Here is a 17,864-nt window from a genome sequence, read left to right as displayed (position 1 = left end):
CGCCATCGCTCCAATGCAAGCGGCCAAAGTTGTGGATGATTGTGCCCGTGGGGCTGGGTGTGTACCCTCTGGGCGTTACGAATTTCATCTGCGGAGGATGGGTTGATGCGCGGACGTATGGCGATGCTCGGGGCCGGACTTGTGCTGGGTGTTCTTGGGACCGTGGTGATGGCCCAGGAAGAACATCAAATCACGCCTCGGCACGACCCCGGCACAGGTCGGGATCTGGCACACTGGCCCAAGGCCCGGCACTTCGACCACCTGCACATGCGGCTGGAACTGGATATCGTGTCGATCGATCCCCCGGAAATCGTGGGCCGACAGCGTCTGCGCATGACTCCGATTGGATCGGCACGCGATCGAGTGAGGCTGGATGCACAGAATCTGGATATCGTCGACGTTCGTGTAGGGTTTGGTCGATCGAGCAGGCCACGGCCAGCGACCTTTGAGTATGACGGGCGAGAGTTGTGGATCGATTTTCCCCATGTGGCGGAATTGGGGCAAGTCGTTGAAGTCTGGCTCGACTACAGCGTGACGCAGTTCGAGCCTGCGGGTCAGGGGCTGAGCGTGACACCCGGGGATCCGAGCGCAGCTGGCATTTCGGAGCGGCTGCCAGTGCTTTATAGCCAGGGGCAGGCCGAGTACAACAGCCAGTGGTTTGCCTGTCACGACTTCCCGAATGAGCGACTCGCGACCGAACTGATCGTGACGGTCGACGACGCGTTCAGCGTTGTTTCTAACGGGGCTTTGGTTGAAGAGCGGGCGATCGGCAAGGGACGAAAGCGCTGGCATTGGGACCAGCGGGAGCCTCACCCGGCGTACCTGGTGACGCTGGTGGTCGGGGCTTTTGAGCGGGTTGACCTCGGCGGGCCTGAATCTGCAAGGCCCGGGCTGCCGATGGCGGTGTGGACACCGATCGGGACGAGCGAGAATGTCCGAGGAGGCTTTGGTGAGACGCCAGCCATGATGGCGTTTTTTGAAGAACTCTTCGATCATCCTTATCCATGGGTGAAGTACGATCAGGTGAGCGTGCGCGGGTTCGACATCGGGGCGATGGAAAACACAACGGCGTCAACGTTCTATGGCGAATCGGCCTACCAAAACGCTGACGAACTGCGTGATATCGTCGCCCATGAACTAGCGCACCAGTGGTTCGGGAATCTGGTGACATGCAAATCGTGGGAGCATCTGTGGCTCAACGAAGGCTTTGCGATGATCTGCGAAGCGTACTGGCGCGAGCATCTGGCGGGCGATGACCCCGATGCCCGGCGGGCAGCCTATCTCGAAACAGTGGCTGGTTCGATGTACGCACTCGACGCCGACAACAACGCTTACGCCCCTCAATATCCGGCCATGCAATGCAATCACTATCTTGATGGCGAGCATCTGTTCTACAAAACCGACAATGTGTATTCCAAGGGCATGCTCGTGTTGCACATGCTGCGGATGCGGCTAGGAGATGAGGCGTTCTTCGGCGGGGTTCGGGAGTATCTCAAGGAGCATCGATTCGGCGAGGTCGAAACCAGCGACCTGCGGCGGGCGCTGGAACGGGCTTCGGGGCAGAGTCTGGAACATTTCTTCTGGCAGTGGTGCGAGAGGCCTGGGATCCCGAGGCTGGATGTTGCCGTGGACGTTGATGACAGACGCGTTGAGGTGCGCGTGGAACAGAAACAGCGAATCGACACAGACAATCCGCATTATGTGTTCGATATGCCGATTGTGATGTCATTCGAGGATGGGCAGAGCGCGATTGAGTTCGTGCGCGTGCGCGGGGGTACCGCTGAGGCTACGTTTGAGGCGAGCAGCCGCGTGTTGAGCGTAGAGATTGACCCGGAGATGACGGTGGCAGCGGCGTATCGTGTGACCAAGTCGATCGGGATGCTCGAACATGAAGCCCGGCATGGTCGAACAGCGTGGTCGCGGGCCAAAGCGATCGAATCGCTGGCCAGCAGCGACGAAGCATCGCAACAGATCATCGAACGTATCGCGACACACGAAGACGGGTTCATCGGGCACCTGGCGCGATGGGCATTGGAAACGAACACCGACTCGAGCTTGATGGAGACTCGATGATGAAGGAACTGGACTTGGCGAAGGGGCGTCTGATCGGGGTGATGCTTGCGGGGATGCTGCTCGCGGTGCCGGCAAGCGGGGGCGAAGAGGAGTGGGGATGCTGTCGATTCGACCCGGATCATCGACCGACGCAGATGACCGAGTACGGAAGGCTGAACTTTCCGCCGCCACTGCACGCCGACTTCGAGCACATGCGGCTTTATCTGCGCATCGAAGACATGAACACGCCGAAGATGGATGCCAAGTCGCATCTGTGGTTCAGCCCAGTGAGCAATGACCTGACGGAGTTGACGCTCGATGCGCGGCTGCTGGGCATCAATAGCGTCGAGGCACCGGGATACGCAACGACGTACACCTACGACGGGGCGGTGCTGAGTGTGAAGTTTGATCCGCCGGTGCCGGTCGGCACGCGAACCGAGGTGATCACGACGTATCAGATTGTTGATCCGCCATATGGACTGACATGGACGCCGGAGTCGCCGGCGTTTCCGGGGCGAGCGGCCGAGTTGCACACGCAAGGCCAGCCTGAAACAAACAGTTACTGGTTCCCCTGTCATGACTTCCCCAACGATCGGCTCACGACAGAACTGATCGTGACAAGTCCGCAGGGGTATCAGGTGCTCTCGAACGGAAGGCTGGTCTCGAAAGATCGCGAGATTGTCCGCAAGATCGATCAAAACGGCGAACATCGCTTGCAGTGGTTCGACCAGTGGCACTGGGCGCAGGATGATGAGGCCGGTGGTGGCCATGTGCCCTATCTCGTGACTCTGGTCGTCGGCAAGTTCGACATCGTGGATGTGGGCGACAAAACACTCTCGATGCCGGTGTATGTGCCCAAAGGCCGCGGAGGCGACGCAGAGGGAACCTATGGGCGCACCATGGCGATGAACAGGCACTTCGAGTTCCTGTTCGATGAGCCTTACCCGTGGTCGAAGTATGCGCAGGTTGTTGTGTGGAACTTTGGTGCCGGCGGCATGGAGAACACAAGCGCAACGACAATGCACGATGGGGCGCTCTTTCATGCAGACGCGCTGCTTGACCATGATCTCGACGGGTTGATCAGCCACGAGCTCGCGCACCAGTGGTTCGGCGATCTGATCACGTGCAACTCGTGGGAACATATCTGGCTGAATGAAGGCTTCGCGACGTATCTCACAGCGTTGTGGTTCGAGAAGCGCGATGGGCAAGCCGGCTACCACGCCAGTATCCGCAGCAACTTCGATTCGGTCATCGGAGCGGATCGAGGGACCGCACCCGCCACGCCCGGCATGGCGAGCAAGATCTATGACCACCCTTGGGAGGTCTTCCGGCGCGGGTCGAATCCGTACCCGAAAGGTGCGAGTGTGCTGCATATGTTGCGGCGAAAACTCGGGGACCGTGTGTTCTTCAAGGCTGTCGCACAGTATGTGGATGAGTACAAGCACAAGACTGTCGAGACCGATGATTTCAGGCGTGTTCTCGAAGCCGTGAGCGGCGAGTCATTGGAGCAATTCTTCGCACAGTGGGTTTATCGGCCCGGAATTCCGAGGCTCGACATCTCCACACGCTGGGATGAGAGTACGAGTGAGTTGGTGATTTCGCTTCGCCAGACGCAAACCATCGACGAATACAACCCGGCATTCGCTTTTGAACTCCCCGTCTGGGTGCGTGTGCCCAAGCAGCGGGGATTTGGCACCGTGGAACGCCGCATTGCTATGGACTCGCGCGAGATCAGTGTTCGGTGGGCATTGGACGCCAGGCCTGACATGGTCGTCTTCGACCCCGATCTGCATGTGCTCGCCGAACTGAAGATCACGCAGGCGGATTCGCTCTGGCTCGAACAACTGGCACATGGTCCGACACTCGCTGCGAAAATTCAGGCCGCGCGTGCAATGGCTCACGCCGATGGAAAGGCAGCAGGGCGACTCGCGTACGCGATCGCGCTCGACCGCAATGCGCCCGAAAGACTGCGCGTCGAGGCGGTTCGTTCGCTCGAAGCCCAAGGCGACATTTCGAGGGTGTTCTTCTTGGTTCCCGAGGGCAATCGCTTCGCCATCGACAACTACGCTGTGCGCGAGGCTGCTGCGTCGGCGCTCGGTCGTATGGGGTATGACCATGAAGTCGGCTCGACCGGCAAAGCACGCGAACAGATTGCCGCCGCCCTCACCGATCTGGCGATGTATGACACGAGCACGAAGGTGCGAGCCGCTGCTATTCGAGGGCTTGGAACCATGCGGGCGGTGTCGGCTGGAGATCTGGTGATCGGTGCTCTGGACATGGACTCGGAGCAGGATGCGGTTCGCCGCGCGGCGCTCGATGCCATTGAAGATCTGAACATCCCGGCCGCGTTGCCCGCGGTCCAACGACTCTGCGAGCCAGGCACGCATAGCCGCACAAGACCGATGGCGATTCGCACCGCCGCATCGATGTATGCTCACGATCCCGAAGGCGTCAAGGCGACACTCGCAAGGGCACTCTTCGATCGCGAGCAGCGTACGCGCGACACCGCAGCCCGCGAAATTAGCGACATCGGCGGACCCTGGGCTGTGGAACTCCTGACAAGGCGACTTGCCTCACTCAAAGATCCACTCGATCAGGGCCGCATGCAGCAATTGATCACCAAAGCAGAGAAGTAAACTGATCGATCAGGCACAAAGAGACTAAGCCAACCCCTTCGTAGCCACGCTCAGCCGAACATCTCGAGTTGTTCTTTCTCGACGACCGATTCCGTCATCGGGTGCTCGATGTCGATCGGGTACTCCCCGGTGTAGCAGGCAGCACAATAGTGCTGTGGCTCGTGCTTCATGACACTGAGCAACCCTTCGAGACTGAGGAAGTGCAGCGAATCGACGTTGAGAAAGGCGCGGATGTCTTCGATGCTGCGACGATGTGCGATGAGTTGCTCGCGTGTCGCGAAGTCGACGCCGAAGTAGCACGGATGGCGAATCGGCGGGCAGGAAATGCGCAAGTGAATCTCAGCCGCGCCCGCCTCGCGGAGCTGGGCCATCTTTTCTCGCGTCGTCGTGCCGCGCACGATCGAATCATCGACCAGCACAAGTCGACGACCCTTGACGATTTCCGAAACGACATTAAGTTTCAGCCGCACCGCCGACTTGCGCTCCTCATCGGTCGGCTTAATGAAAGTGCGTCCCACATAGCGATTGGGGACGATGCCTTCGCGATACGGCAGCCCGCTGGCACGGGCGTAACCATTGGCCGCCGATCGACCCGAGTCGGGCATGGGCATGACAAAGTCCGCCGGAACGGGTGCTTCTTCAGCAAGTTTGGCACCCATCGCCTCGCGCGCCGTCAGCACGTTCTGCCCGAAGACATCGCTCGCGGGATTCGCAAAGTACACATGCTCGAAGACGCACATCGCGCGGCGTTCGGCTGGCGGTGCAAACCGGCGACTGCTCACCCCGGTGTCATCAAGCGTCACAATCTCACCAGGCTCGATCTCGCGAACAAACGTCGCACCCATTACCACAAGCGCGACAGTTTCGCTCGCAACGACAGGTTGCCCGCTGGGCATCTTGCCAAGGACCAGAGGCCTCCATCCCCAGGGGTCCCGGGCTGCTTCGATCCGATCTGCAAAGAGCAGGACCAGACTGAACGCGCCTTGAAGCCTGCGAAGCGTGGCCGCAAGCGGGTCGGCTGACAACCGCTGCTCCGGGTGAGCCAGCAGATGGATGACGACTTCTGTATCGCTGGTGGTATGAAACAGATGCCCTTCTTCGCTGAAGCGTGCGCGGAGCGCGTCAGCATTCACCAGATTCCCATTGTGCGCCACCGCTACTTGTCCATCGATGAACGATTCGAGTAGCGGCTGGGCGTTGCATGAGAGCGATCCGCCCGAGGTCGAATACCGATTGTGCCCGATGGCTCCCGCTCCGCCAAAAGCCGACAAGCGGGTAATCGTCGCTCCATCAAAGACGTCCGAAACCAGACCCATGCCGGTATGCGCAGTCAGTTTCTGCCCGTTCGAAACGGCGATCCCGGCCGATTCCTGCCCGCGGTGCTGTTGTGCGTAGAGCCCCAGATAGGTCAGATGGGCCGCTTGCGGATGATTCCAGATTCCGATGACTCCGCACTTTTCCTTGGGTGCCGAGTCGGAGGCGAACATGGGCAAGGAAATCGGTGTCTGCATGGGTATTCCGGTGGCTGCATTCGCGGATCGTGGGGTAGGCGTGGTGAGTGTAGCATCGGTGACTGGGAAGTTGGGAGGAGTTCGCTTGTTGACCTGCTCGATGGTGGTGCCTTGAATAGGGCCGTTGTTTGTATGCCCGAATCATGCCGCCTCGCAGCCGCGGGCCCCGGCGAAAGTGATTGTCGGCCAAAGCTGTCGACACCCGAAGCATCCGTTTCGGGACGGAAGAGGAAATTGAATGGCTCGATACACAGGTCCGAAGGTCCGTTTGTCTCGTCGCGTCGGTTCGCCGATTGCCGACACTCCCAAGCACACCAGCAAGCGCCAGTTGATCACGCCCGGCATGCACGGGTTTCGTGGTCGTCGTCTGCGTGACTATGGCATCCGCCTTCAGGAAAAGCAAAAACTGCGGTATCAATACCACGTGATGGAGAAGCAGTTCCGCCGCATGGTCGATGAGGCCAAACGCCGCCCCGGCAACTCGGGTGAGGTTCTGCTCCAGCTGCTCGAAAGGCGTCTGGATAACGTGGTGCGTCGCTCGGGCGTTGCTCGCACGATCTGGGCAGCCCGGCAGATCGTCGCGCACGGGCATGTGCTGGTCAATGGCCGCAAGACCGACCGCCCATCATTCCAGGTCAAAGTCGGGGACGTGATCTCCTTCAAGAAGGGCATCGAGAAACTCTGTCGTGAAAACATGGAGTCGATGGCCGGCCACGAAGTTCCGGGTTGGATCGACTTCAATCCTTCGGAATTGCGTGTTCGAATCATTTCTCTTCCCACTTCGGATCAGGTTCCGTTCGATGTGAACACGAATCTCATCATCGAATTTTATCGTTGATCGTCGGCCCGTACCCTCGCGCCGCGACCCGACGCCGAGGATGAGCAAGGCGAATCCTCGCGGGTTTCGAGGGTTCGCCTTTTTGATCGGCTGGAGACGCAGATGCTCAAGTTCATCCGCAAGTATCAGTTGATCCTGCTGGCCATCGGCGGATCGCTGCTCATGGTGGTCTTTCTCTTCGAACCGATCATCAACCGGATCGGTGCAGCATCCACCAACAAGACCGTTGCACGCATGCACGGCGGAACGCGCAAAATCACCATGGGCGAACGCTACCGGGCCGCTGCTGAGCGACAGGTGATGTCCGACATCGTACCGATCCTCTTCGGCGACACACGCCGCGGCGCAGTCGGGATGATCAACCTCGATGATGAGTTTGACCATTGGTTGCTCCTCAAAATCGAAGCCGAGGAGGCAGGGTTCATCGGCGAGGCGGATGAAGGTCGCATGTGGCTCACGCAAGAACTGGCACAGATCATGGCATTCACGGAGAAACAGGCCGAACTCTATCGGCAGCTGCCCTACATGCCGTTTGTAAACCAGCGCATGAATGATCCTCAAGTGCAGGCCGAGATTGCCCAGCGAGCCGACGAACTCGGTACAGTCATCCCAGCACGTGTTCGACAGCAGGCAGCCAAGAGCGGTATTCAGGAAAATGACGTATACGAGATGTTTGCCCACGCACGCGGCGTCTCGCGCCTGATCCGCCGGCACGATCAGGCCGCCCGGCAATCGGACAGCAGCGTCGTGCGGACCGTTCGCACAGTATTCGATTCAGCCATCGCCGACTATGTGGTCGTGCCGGCCGGGGTGCTGACCGATGAATCACTCATGCCGACCGATGAACAACTCGCAGCCCACTTCGAGCGCTTTCGCGATTTTGCACCGGGCGAAGGTGACCTTGGCATCGGTTACAAGCTGCCATCGCGAGTCAAACTCGGATGGATCACGCTGTACAAGACGGACGTCGCGGCTGCAATCGTTCCCGATCGCATCGAGATCCGCAAACGCTGGAGCGAGAATCGCCTCAAATATCCCGGCGAGTTCGACTCCGAACGGACACGGGTCGAGCAGGACTTCATCAATGAGCAGGCTTCCGAGCTGATGCTCGACATCGACCGCATTGTGAGCGGGCAGCTGCGCAACGCCTTGCGTGATACAACCAGAACCGGAAACTACTGGAACATCCCCGAGACCTGGGGCGGCGTGACGATGGAAAGCCTCTCCGAATCGATCGTCACCCAACTCGCTGAGCAGCGCAAGATCACGATCCCGCATCCTGCCATCACATATCGCGTTGATCGCTGGTTCACATCGAGCCAGATCGCGGCGTTGGCGGGGTTCGGCAAGGCATGGTGGCAGGTTGGGCCGCAGCGCGTGCCCGTGTCGGAAATCACAAATCTCGCCAAGAATCTCGGCGGCTCGCGTCTGATTGCGATTCAGGAGCGCATCCCCGTCGTCGAACCGCCCGCAACCGACGACGCAGGCAATCGCTACTACGTCGTGCTGTTCGGTTCACGGGAGATGTCGCCTCCGGATTCGTGGGAAGAAATCCGCGAGCAGTTGGTCGCCGACTACCGCCGCCTGAGTGCGTTTGAGGCTCTGGTCGATCAGCTGCCAGGACTTGAACAACTCGCAATGGACGAAGGGCTCGAAGGCGTGATCAACTGGTTTCCTGTGCCCGAGGGCGATGAGGCCACCGAACAGCCGAGGCCGAAACTCACACGCTGGGTCCAGATCAGCCGAAACGGCCAACAACCGCTCGATCAGGTATATCAGCCCGACTACAGCCTCAACAAAAAGGAATTTCTTGACGCCGTGCTGACCAAGGCCGAAGCGCTCGACCCGCTGGCGGAGTTCGACAGTTACGATCCCTCAACATCGGTGCTGAGCGTTGCGCTGCCATCGGAGCAATCCGTCGTCATTGTCAAGGTGCTGGCGTTCAGGCCCGCAACCCTGGAGAATCGTTACGCATTGCGCGAATCCGATGTGCGCACGCTCGCGAGCCGCGAAATCGCCGAGGCGATGGGCGAAGACCGCAACTGGCCGTTTACGCTCGATGCGATGATCAAGCGGCACGACTACGTCCTGCTCGATCGAGGCCGCGACGACGACGAGTGATTGACCCCGGCCCGGCGCACTCCGAGATTAGGACCCAGACCTCATACGCTCGTTGCGACGGCATCAACACCCCGCAGGAACCGCTCAACATCCTGATCGGTATTGAACATGCTCGGGCTGACACGCACCGCCCCGCGTTCTCCGGTCCCGATGATCTGATGCAGCATGGGCGCGCAGTGCACACCGCCACGCACCGCGATATTAAACTCGCTGTCGAGTTGTGCCGCGACCGCGCGAGCCGCCAGACTGCCAACATTGAACGCAATCGAGGGCGTGCGGCCGGCAGCCGTTCGCAGCCCATAGAGCGTCACGCTCTTCATCGACCCAAGCCCATCAACGATCGTCGCAATGTGCATTCGTTCTCGATCGTGATCGAGCAAGTGAATCTCATTCATCGACGCGATGAGACCGGCAAAACCCACCGCGTTCATCGTGCCCGCCTCAAGCGCATCGGGCAGAGTCGCGGGCATGTCAAGCCCCGGGGCCATCGCTCCGGTGCCGCCACGACGCTCGCAGAACAGGTGCGGCTGGGCGCAATCATCCGGATACGCCCGGCAACCAACATACAACGCCCCGGTCCCCGTCGGGCCGAGCAAACCTTTGTGCCCTGCGATCGCAAGCAGGTCGATACAGCAGCCTTGCACATCGATCGGAATATGTCCAGCCGTCTGGGCCGCGTCAACCAGAAACAACGCCCGTGGTGCCCGCTCTCGAAGACCGCTCCCGATTGCACGCACATCCTGAATCGTGCCGAGAACGTTCGAAGCGTGCGACAGGCACGCCAGCACAGTTTTCTCGCCGCAAGCCGCCAGAAACTCGCCCGGGTCGATCAGGCCGTCCGTGCCGCAATGAATGAGATCGAGCGTTATCAGGCCGTCCTCTTCATATCCATGCAGCGTGCGCAGCACTGCGTTATGTTCGATCGCTGATGCAACGACATGCGGCAGCCCCCCGCACGACTGGCACATCGCCCCGCGAAAGATGCCATGAATCGCAAGATTGACCGCATCAGTGCAGCCGTGCGTGAGCACAACACGCGAGTCACACTCGGCATTGATGAGTTCGGCAAGGAGTGCTCGCGCCTGCTCAATCGTCGCCGAAGCGGCTCGCGCGAGCATGTGTCCGCCGCGCCCGGGGTTTCCTGCACTGGTTTCGAGGAACTCGACCATCGCGCGCGACACGCATGGCGGCTTGGGCCAACTCGTCGCAGCGTTATCAAGATAGACAAAATCCTTCACCATCGAACCGCCAGTATACACACAGCGACTGCCCGAATGAAAGTCCCGCCCGGCCTACCGAACAAGTTCCAGCGTCAACTCCCGCTGAATGTCGACCGCCCGTTGCGACGTGAAACGCAGCGTCGCTTTTGTACCCGGCGCGGCGTCAATGATGAACCGATGCAGAATCTGCCCTCTGCCAGGCACGCCACCATCGAGCAGGACTCGACCAGGTTCAAAACGTACCTCGTTCATCTGCACGTCGCGGCGTGAGCGGATTGACCCGCTCGTCACAACACGCGCCCCGGCCGGGAGCTCGACTTCCAACCGATCCGAAAGTCCGATACCCCGCCGAGCCATCAGTTCGAGCCTCGTCGCAATGCGAGACTCGTTTTCCACCGATACCGTAACTTCCCAAAGCCGATCTCCCAACTGATTCAGGGTCAGCCCGCCGAACTTGACGCTCGGCAACTGCTCGGCATGGAACATCGTGAACGCGAAATTCCGATGGCATTCTTCTTCAAGCATGAATGTCGGAGTGTTTCGGCTCGACCACTTGTTCAGCCCGCCTACGAGCACCTTGCCATACTGCGGGTGATCGACCTCCGTATACGGCGTGAAAGTCTGGCCGAAATCCAGACGATCCCGCCAGACCCACATGCGCTCCTCGTCGGCCCCGCCTTCGCGCTGAAAGTACTTGTCCGCTGTCCAGAGTTCATTCGTGAACGCGACGATGCCCAGACTCTCGGCTGCCCATGTGACCTCTCCGCCATGCACGCCGTACAGATCGCGATAAATCACGAGATAGCGGTAGTAGGGGAGCAACTGCTCTCCCGTTCGGCCAATCTCGTCATACGCGTTCAGATCGCTTCTGCCATAAAAGTTCTCGCGGTACGCTGCGCCCGGCCCGCGCAGCATCATCCCCCCCGCGTTGTGGTAACTCTGATACCCCCCGATGTTCGGATGTGCAAGCACGAACTCGGCGACCGCGCGCGTTTCGGGCGAACTGAGCGGATGCGGCCCGGCACCGCCCTGCACATAGTTCGGCTTCCAGTCGCCAGGCCAGTTGCGGTTCATGTCCTCAGCCGTCGTGTCGTCTTCGTTGATGCGACCGTCGCCGTCGTTGTCGATGCCTTCCTGCCCGAGTCGAGTCCATTCGCCCTTCTTGCCCGCCGGCACGCGGCGAAAAATGCGATCATCCCACTGGTCACGAATCCACTCACCATCAGGATCGCGCACCCACATCTGCGTGATCGAACCATCGCCATCGAGATCATCCGGGCCGTCCTCGTCGATCAGCCCGTCGCCATCGTCATCGTGCGGACGCTGGTTCCCACGCGGGCTGTGTGGCGACGAAGGCTTGCTGAACCACCACGCCCGGCTGTCAGGGTTCTGCACCGGCACAAGATAAAACGCGCATCGATCCATCAGCGAAGTGAGCGATTCAATTTGCCCGTATGACTTGGTCAAGTACCACAACGTGTACAGCACAACTTCCGCCGCCTGAATCTCGTTGCCATGAATGTTCCCGTCAATGAACATCGCTGGCTTGTCGGTGTGCGCAAGCCCGCGCTTGGGGTTGACGATCGCAAGCCAGATCTCGCGCCCCTGCTCGCTCTTGCCCAGACTTTCGAGCGTCACAAGATCCGGATACTCGCGTGCGAACTGATGAAGCAGGTTCTCGATCTCATCAAAGTCGTAGTACCGATTGAAACTCACGTCGACCTTTGAAGGCACATGAGCCTGCGCCAACGCAGAGCCCCCCAGCACGCACATCGTCAGTATCAGTGTCAAGAATCTCATGGCCTGCCTCCTTCCAGTCGGGTCTCGGCGGTCTGATGGCCGAAACGATTCGATCGCACGTTGACCTCAACGCTCTGCCCAGGCTCGCCACGAATCAACCATTCCAATCGACGCTCGTTCCCCGAGCCCATCAGCCGATCAATCAGCACGACGCGATTGCCCGAGATGACATCTTCAGGCTTGATCGCGATCTCGACCGCGATGGTCTGACGAATCTTCAATCCGACAGCAGAACTTGTCGGCAAATAGCCAGGATTGTGCAGCGTCACGCCCACACGCCACACCTGATCGCTCAACCTCTCAACCTCGATCGGTCCGACGGATACCGAAGGCAGCAGTTGCAACAGATCCTTGACAAACCCGAACTGCTCGTCAGCCAGACGCTCAATCTCCGATTCCGGTGGATTGATGCGAAATCCCGGCACAAACCCGCCGACCTCGACAATGCCGAACTGCGGGTGCTCAACTTCCTCCCATGCGACGAATCCTTCACCATCGCGTTGCTTATCGCTGTAGGTGAGCCATGCCAGTTCGCCCGCATCGGGTTTGCCTGCTCCAGCAGCCGGAGCCCCCGCGCCTGGCGCAGCAGGAGTCACAGCGCCGCGCCCTCGACCTCCACCACGCGGGACTTGAGGCTGAGCGACGGCGGTTTCGGTGACTGCCCCCTCGGGATTCCCGCCAGCGGTGTTCTGCATCGCCGCCATCAGTCTCGCCTGCAACTCGGGCGAAAGAGCACGCATTTCAGCCATCGCAGCCGCGCGCTCCGCTTCGCTCGCAGTCAGAAACTCCTGCGCCATGACCTGACGTTCTTCAGCCGTCGCCGTCAGGAACGTCGCAAATCGAACGGGAACGCCTTGCTCGAGCAGCACATCTCGCTCGCTCCTTGCAGGTGCGATGGTCTCAGGCTCGGGCTGTGGAACAGAATTCGCGGGGGTGGCCCCCTCGCTTGGTTTGTCATCACCCGCCATTGGTTTCGGGCGCGACCACACCACAGACTGAAACGACCACGCCCCAAAGTCGGCATACGACCACGCCAGCAGCGAACCCTCATACGTTGGTGCGGGTGCTGAATCGAGCGTCACATGCTTCTTGTATGCCTCGATCACATGGTTGTGATACGCCTCGTCGCCGCGTTCAAGCCCCTTGGGCATGCGCCCAGTCTCATCGAACTGTCCGGTCGCGGGCTTATTGAGCATGCTGTCGCCAGGTCCCAGCACAAGCACGCTGACGATATTGCGTCGGCTCTGCATCCAGCGCACGAGCGCAAGGCTCTCGGGCTCACTCAAAGGAATCGCACCCGCGCCTTCACGAAACTCCGGCCAATGGGTCGGAAAGTTCATGTTCACATCAACACCACTGCCCGGTCCGCCCGCGCCGTCTTCGTTCAGTCGGCCGTCGCCGTCAACATCATGCCCCTCGACAATCAACGCATACTCGCCACGTTCCCCCTTCTCCGGGTCGGCTCGCCGCAAAAGTCTGGGCTCGCTCGCGTCGATCAACCAGCCCGTGTCCAGTCCGTACGACCGGGGCGGGTTCCTGACACGCATCATCGTGATCATGCCGTCGCTATTCAGATCATTCGGCCCATCCTCGTTCGTGCGTCCATCGCGGTCAGCATCGAACGGGGCATTGGTCCGGCCCAATTCGACTCGCACGCCACCAACCTCACCAGCGAGCCATCGCCGACCATCCGGATTGACCACCGGCACGACATACAGCGTCCGATCCGCAAGCAACCCGGCATGCTCACCCCAGACTCGGGAAGCCAGACGCTCCGCAACCTGAATTCCGACGAGATGCTCCGCTGAAACCCCGGCAACCACCAGAAGCGCCGGCCTCTCATCCGCAGGTTTCGTTCCCGCACCAGCAATGGTGTACACCCGAAGCGGGTGGTTCATGCGGCTGGTTCCAAAGGTCTGTTCCGTCACCGTCGGCTCGGCACAACACACCCCAGCGCCCAAAGTCAGAACAACGAGATATCGGAACATCTTCGCCCTCTCAAATGGTGATTCAGATGAACTGTACAGCAAACTGGCGCGTCGTGCCGAACAGAGAAATGCACCTGCTGCGTAGTACTCGCGCCTAGCAGAGGCATCCATGAATACCCCCGACCTGTGGTAGTATCGGAACGTTGACCCACCAGCATAGGGGGTGGGCCGGCAAATTTGACTGAAAAATTGACTAGATTGCCAAAAAGGTCTCCCAGATCGAGAGAAGATTTGGTAATCTGAGGTGTTGAAGGGTTAGAGCGTTTTCGTTCGATGGGCGAGGCCGGAAATCGTTTGTGACCTGGTCTCAATGTTCGGTGTGGAAGAACGCTCTGACAGTTGGATGCGGGGCCCGCGGGGGCTTGGTTCGAGCGTCGCTCGTCGGCGGCGTTCGCGTTCGAGATGTCACGAAAGGAGGACCCATGCCTGATACCAGCACCATGCGTCAAACCCGGACACTCGTTGAGCCGAAAAACCTGTTCCGCGCCGATGTTGACCAGTCGGGAGATTGGTACGTCTGGCGCAAACTGGGGAGTAACGGCTGGGCCACGCTGCGGAGGTGCAGCGACCGCGAACACGCCCAACAGTTGGCCCGCGACCTGAACCGCAATCCGGCGATGATCGTCTGAGTCTTGCTCGGCACCTCTTCTTTGACGCGCAATTCGTCATCGAGTTCCCATTGTCCATCTATGCGTGCCGAGTGGTGCTGATGGTCAGGTGCACTGCCCCATCGAATCTTCGCGCGTGAACAATGTCATGTAAAAAAAAGGAACCCGCGACTCTCGCGGGTTCCTTTGTCAATTCTCATAGAACGTGTTGCTCGATTATTCGACGTCGCGGCCTTCGATGACGTCCGCAATCGAAGCCGGCTTGTGCGCCGTCCGGTCGATTTCGCCGCTCTTGAGGCGAGCAACGTACGCGTGATACGCCTTCATTGTCAGTGAGCCGAAGATCAGCATGATCGGGATGTTGGCCCAGAGCATGACGCCCGTGCCCAGCGCCGTGAGCGAATCGAGTTCGGCGTCGGTCTTGATGAAACCTGCTGCCGCCACGACAATCGCGAGGCAGTAGATGACCTTATACGCGAGCGTGATGGCTTCACCGGAACCGAAGAGATACACGATGCCCTTCTCGCCGTAGTACGACCATGAGATCATGGTGGAGATCGCAAAGAGCCATGCTGCAAGAGTCACGAGCCACTTGCCAAGCCCGGGAATGGCGCGATCGAAGGCATGCCCAGTCAGGTTCGGACCCGGATAGTCAACATACACCGAGGTGCCCTCGCTAGCGGGTGTAGGGACGGTTCCGGGGTTGGTCTTGAACGTTTTCCACACTACTTGAGTTTCTTCCGGACCTTCGCCGACGGTAACAGCCCCCTCCACGCGGTGAAGGTTGAGTCCGGTGTTCTTGTTCACATCAGCATGCACCACAACGAAAACCTTGTCGCCGGTGCGCCATTCGCCAGCGATGCGTCGGGCTTCGGCTTCCTTGCGTGGTAGCCAGTTGGCCTGACCAAGCACAGCGGTCTCGATGGTCCATGTGTCGCTCTGGCCCTCGACCGCGACGACGTTGAACGGAGCGACGAGGATGGCCTCCGGTCCGCGGTTCCAGGCTCCCGTCGAGAGGATGACCATGGCCGTCAGTGTGCACACTATGATGGTGTCGATGAAAGGCTCCAGACCCGCCACGATCCCTTCGCGCACAGGCTCATCAGTCTTGGCGGCCGAGTGGGCAATGGGGCTCGAGCCCTGACCGGCTTCGGACGAAAACAGTGCCCGCTTCATGCCCCACAGCAGGGCGTAGCCCGCTGTCCCGCCGAGGAACGCTCCTTCGGCACTCGAAGGCGTGAAGGCTTCGACAACAATGAGTTTGAGCAGGCCAGGGATGGCCGTGAAGTTCATGATCACCACCACGAGCGCCGCAAGCACATACAGCCCGCACATGAGCGGAACGATGCGTCCTGCAACAGCGCCGATGCGTTTGATGCCGCCGATGATGACCATGCCGACAAGCACAGCCAGCACAATGCCCGTCACGATCGACGGGATCTGGAAGTACTGTTCGGTGATGACCCCCACGCTCCACGACTGGAACATGTTCCCGCCCGTGATGGTCGAGATCAGCAGCGTCACGACGAACACGCCGCCGACGGTGGTGCCGAGCAAGCCCAGCCCGCGTTCCTTGAATGCTTTCTTGGCGACGAACATCGGTCCGCCGTGGGGGTTGTCGGGGTCGCTGGTATCGCGGTAGAGCATCGAGAGCGTGACTTCGGTGGTCTTGATGGCCATGCCCAGCAGGCCGACGACCCACATCCAGAACACCGCTCCGGGCCCGCCCAGCGCGACAGCCACGGCGACGCCTGCGATATTGCCCAGTCCGACGGTCGCCGAGAGTGCGGCCGACAATGCCTGGAAGTGATTGATTGCGCCCGGGTCGTTCTTGTCGTCGTACTTGCCTCGAATCACGGCCGAGCCGTGCGTGAGCGCTCTGAACTGGCTGAATCCGCTCCAGATCGTGAACAGCACGCCCACGCCGAGCACCACATACAGCACCCAGTCGGCCCAGATGACGCCATTGATCGAGTCGAGCAGTGTCCAGAAGTGTTCCATAGGGTCGCAATCTCCGAGGATTGACGCCGCGGGTCCGGCGTGGCCATCGAACCGACATGACGGCGGCCGCGCCGCGCGGTGCCGCACCCTTCTCCCCATCGGGAGCGTCAGGCCCGGGCATTATGGCGTATTCTGCCTGTGCGTGCAACATTCTCCGGGCGGAGCGATCATGTGGATGACTGATCAGTTGGTGTCGATCGTGGCCGGGTACCTGTCAGAGGTCGATGCGGCTCTGGCCTGCGAGCAGGCGGTCTACGGGCTTGACGCCATGAGCGAGGTGGAACTGCACGCGGTGGTGGCGCAGGCGTTTACAGCCGCGCACCTGGGCGTGGCCCGCGAGTTTCCCTATCCCGCCAGTCCCGATCCGGCTGTGCGCGATTCGGCCCGCGAGCGGTGCGATCTGGTGCTCACGCTGCCCGGCATGCCGCCGATGGTCGATCCGGTCGCGGCGGCCCGCACGCGACTGGCGGCCCCGCTGTTTGCGACCTCCGAGCCCGACGCCGAGGCTCCCGACGCCTTCTGGCTCGAACTCAAAGCGGTCGCGCAACTGGCGTTTGTCGAGGGGGTTCCGGTGCCCAACCGCTCGTACGGCTCGCTGCTGGTGGGGGGTCCGGCGGCCGATCTGGCCAAACTCGCGCGCGATGCGGGGATCGAGCGCGGCGGGGTGCTGGTGCTCCTGTTCGGGGCCGAGGCCGAGGGGGTCCGGCACGACCTAGGCGTGATGGCGAGCGAATTGGTCCGGCGCGACCTGCCGATCTCGAGTCCGTCGGTCGAGGTGATCGCGATCGCCGACCGGGCGGGGAATGCGGCCTGCGGGATCTCCCTGGTCCCGCTGCGGGTCGTGCGGTAGGGGGGCGTCAGGGCAACGCCAGCGGCGACGGGAGGACTTTTTTCGCTCGCGGGAGCTTCATTTCCCCTCGCGGGAGCTCTGGAATCCTTCGATGGAGGAGCATTTCCCTTCAATTGCGGAGCACTTTTGAAGGATTTTGCTCCATTTTCGAGGGTCCAGATCGCGTTCTCGTGAGCCTGAGCTGCGTTTTTGGCCGCGCCAGGGCCGATTTTCTCCGACGACACCCCACGCCCGCACCG

11 protein-coding genes are annotated in these 17,864 nt (G+C 60.5%); 6 read left to right on the top strand and 5 right to left on the bottom strand.

Annotation, left to right across the window (positions count from 1 at the left end):
• Positions 1-105 precede the first annotated feature (105 nt).
• A complete protein-coding gene (locus KF757_10715) occupies positions 106-2,073 on the top strand; it encodes a M1 family metallopeptidase (GenBank protein ID MBX3323453.1) in 1,968 nt (655 codons plus the stop codon).
• Positions 2,070-4,688 (top strand): HEAT repeat domain-containing protein, encoded by a 2,619-nt coding sequence (locus KF757_10710; GenBank protein ID MBX3323452.1) that lies wholly within the window; start codon positions 2,070-2,072, stop codon positions 4,686-4,688. Before KF757_10715 ends, KF757_10710 begins: the two co-directional genes overlap by 4 nt.
• Before the next feature lie 50 nt (positions 4,689-4,738).
• Here the strand turns inward: KF757_10710 and KF757_10705 are convergent, their stop codons facing one another.
• A complete protein-coding gene (locus tag KF757_10705) occupies positions 4,739-6,175 on the bottom strand; it encodes an amidophosphoribosyltransferase (GenBank protein MBX3323451.1) in 1,437 nt (478 codons plus the stop codon).
• A gap of 262 nt (positions 6,176-6,437) precedes the next feature.
• Here KF757_10705 and rpsD point away from each other — a divergent pair, with 262 nt between their 5' ends.
• Both rpsD and KF757_10695 read left to right on the top strand, forming a co-directional pair.
• The gene (gene rpsD / locus KF757_10700; protein MBX3323450.1) at positions 6,438-7,037 is read left to right on the top strand and encodes a 30S ribosomal protein S4; all 600 of its coding nucleotides are present in this window, start codon (positions 6,438-6,440) and stop codon (positions 7,035-7,037) included.
• A gap of 102 nt (positions 7,038-7,139) precedes the next feature.
• On the top strand, positions 7,140-9,158 hold the full coding sequence (locus KF757_10695; protein MBX3323449.1) for a hypothetical protein: 2,019 nt from the start codon (positions 7,140-7,142) through the stop codon (positions 9,156-9,158).
• A gap of 41 nt (positions 9,159-9,199) precedes the next feature.
• Here KF757_10695 and KF757_10690 read toward each other — a convergent pair whose 3' ends face one another.
• The 3 genes from KF757_10690 to KF757_10680 are packed head-to-tail and all read right to left on the bottom strand — an operon-like array spanning position 9,200 to position 14,166.
• On the bottom strand, positions 9,200-10,399 hold the full coding sequence (locus KF757_10690; GenBank protein ID MBX3323448.1) for an aminotransferase class V-fold PLP-dependent enzyme: 1,200 nt from the start codon (positions 10,397-10,399) through the stop codon (positions 9,200-9,202).
• Positions 10,400-10,450: 51 nt separating this feature from the next.
• Positions 10,451-12,178, bottom strand: a complete 1,728-nt coding sequence (locus KF757_10685; protein ID MBX3323447.1) for a hypothetical protein — start codon at positions 12,176-12,178, stop codon at positions 10,451-10,453.
• Positions 12,175-14,166 (bottom strand): hypothetical protein, encoded by a 1,992-nt coding sequence (locus KF757_10680; GenBank protein ID MBX3323446.1) that lies wholly within the window; start codon positions 14,164-14,166, stop codon positions 12,175-12,177. Before KF757_10680 ends, KF757_10685 begins: the two co-directional genes overlap by 4 nt.
• 422 nt (positions 14,167-14,588) lie before the next feature.
• Between KF757_10680 and KF757_10675 the strand changes: the two genes are divergently transcribed.
• A complete protein-coding gene (locus KF757_10675; protein ID MBX3323445.1) occupies positions 14,589-14,795 on the top strand; it encodes a hypothetical protein in 207 nt (68 codons plus the stop codon).
• A gap of 195 nt (positions 14,796-14,990) precedes the next feature.
• On the opposite strand, the gene KF757_10670 is transcribed toward KF757_10675, so the two are convergent.
• On the bottom strand, positions 14,991-16,775 hold the full coding sequence (locus tag KF757_10670; protein ID MBX3323444.1) for an alanine:cation symporter family protein: 1,785 nt from the start codon (positions 16,773-16,775) through the stop codon (positions 14,991-14,993).
• Positions 16,776-16,917: 142 nt separating this feature from the next.
• On the opposite strand from KF757_10670, the gene KF757_10665 reads away from it, so the two are divergent.
• Entirely contained in the window at positions 16,918-17,625 is a 708-nt protein-coding gene (locus KF757_10665) for a hypothetical protein (GenBank protein MBX3323443.1), read from the top strand.
• Positions 17,626-17,864: the final 239 nt, after the last annotated feature.

This window comes from Phycisphaeraceae bacterium (assembly GCA_019636795.1).
Classification (GTDB): domain Bacteria; phylum Planctomycetota; class Phycisphaerae; order Phycisphaerales; family UBA1924; genus JAHBWW01.
The sequence above is the reverse complement of the archived record's forward strand: the minus strand, read 5'-3'. Positions and strand labels throughout refer to the sequence as shown.

Coding starts and splice junctions, on each gene's coding strand:
- KF757_10685 (MBX3323447.1), bottom strand. CDS start 12,178: ATGAGATTCTTGACACTGATACTGACGATGTGCGTGCTGGGGGGCTCT.
- KF757_10695 (MBX3323449.1), top strand. CDS start 7,140: ATGCTCAAGTTCATCCGCAAGTATCAGTTGATCCTGCTGGCCATCGGC.
- KF757_10670 (MBX3323444.1), bottom strand. CDS start 16,775: ATGGAACACTTCTGGACACTGCTCGACTCGATCAATGGCGTCATCTGG.
- KF757_10715 (MBX3323453.1), top strand. CDS start 106: ATGCGCGGACGTATGGCGATGCTCGGGGCCGGACTTGTGCTGGGTGTT.
- KF757_10675 (MBX3323445.1), top strand. CDS start 14,589: ATGCCTGATACCAGCACCATGCGTCAAACCCGGACACTCGTTGAGCCG.
- KF757_10705 (MBX3323451.1), bottom strand. CDS start 6,175: ATGTTCGCCTCCGACTCGGCACCCAAGGAAAAGTGCGGAGTCATCGGA.
- rpsD (MBX3323450.1), top strand. CDS start 6,438: ATGGCTCGATACACAGGTCCGAAGGTCCGTTTGTCTCGTCGCGTCGGT.
- KF757_10690 (MBX3323448.1), bottom strand. CDS start 10,399: ATGGTGAAGGATTTTGTCTATCTTGATAACGCTGCGACGAGTTGGCCC.
- KF757_10680 (MBX3323446.1), bottom strand. CDS start 14,166: ATGTTCCGATATCTCGTTGTTCTGACTTTGGGCGCTGGGGTGTGTTGT.
- KF757_10710 (MBX3323452.1), top strand. CDS start 2,070: ATGATGAAGGAACTGGACTTGGCGAAGGGGCGTCTGATCGGGGTGATG.